Consider the following 701-nt stretch of genomic DNA (forward strand, 5'->3'; position numbering starts at 1 on the left):
TCTACGCCACCGGCATTGTGTGAGGTTGATATGACGACATTGAACGGCAAGACCGCCCTGGTCACCGGTTCCACCAGCGGCATCGGCCTGGGCATCGCCCTGAGCCTGGCCAAGGCCGGCGCCAACCTGATCCTCAACGGCTTCGGCGATGCCAGCGCGGTGATCGCCCAGGTGCAGGCCTTCGGCGGCAAGGTCGGGCATCATCCGGCCGACGTCAGCGACCCGGCGCAGATCGCCGAGATGATCGCCTACGCCGAGCGCGAGTTTGGCAGCATCGACATTCTGGTGAACAACGCCGGGATCCAGCATGTGGCGCCGGTGGACGAATTCCCGGTGGAGCGCTGGGATTCGATCATTGCGATCAACCTGTCGTCGGTGTTCCACAGCACGCGTTTGAGCCTGCCGGGCATGAAAGCCAAGGGTTGGGGGCGAATCGTCAATATCGCCTCGGTGCATGGGCTGGTGGGTTCGGTGGGCAAGGCGGCTTACGTCGCTGCCAAGCACGGGGTGATCGGGCTGACCAAGGTGGTGGGCCTGGAAACAGCCCAGAGTAATGTCACCTGCAATGCCATCTGCCCGGGCTGGGTGCTGACGCCGCTGGTGCAGAAGCAGATTGATGACCGCATTGCCAGCGGGGTTGACCCGCAGCAGGCGCAGCAGGATTTGCTGGCGGAGAAGCAGCCGTCGCTGGAGTTCGTGAC

Annotated in this window: 1 protein-coding gene; it reads left to right on the forward strand. The window is 63.9% G+C overall.

The genetic code is table 11. From position 1 onward, the window contains the following. Window positions 1–30: 30 nt before the first annotated feature. Window positions 31–701, forward strand: a 671-nt coding sequence (locus HX786_RS31415) for a 3-hydroxybutyrate dehydrogenase (protein WP_178913077.1), incomplete at its 3' end; no start/stop codon positions are given.

It is taken from the genome of Pseudomonas sp. 21615526 (assembly GCF_013386245.1).
Classification (GTDB): Bacteria; Pseudomonadota; Gammaproteobacteria; order Pseudomonadales; family Pseudomonadaceae; genus Aquipseudomonas.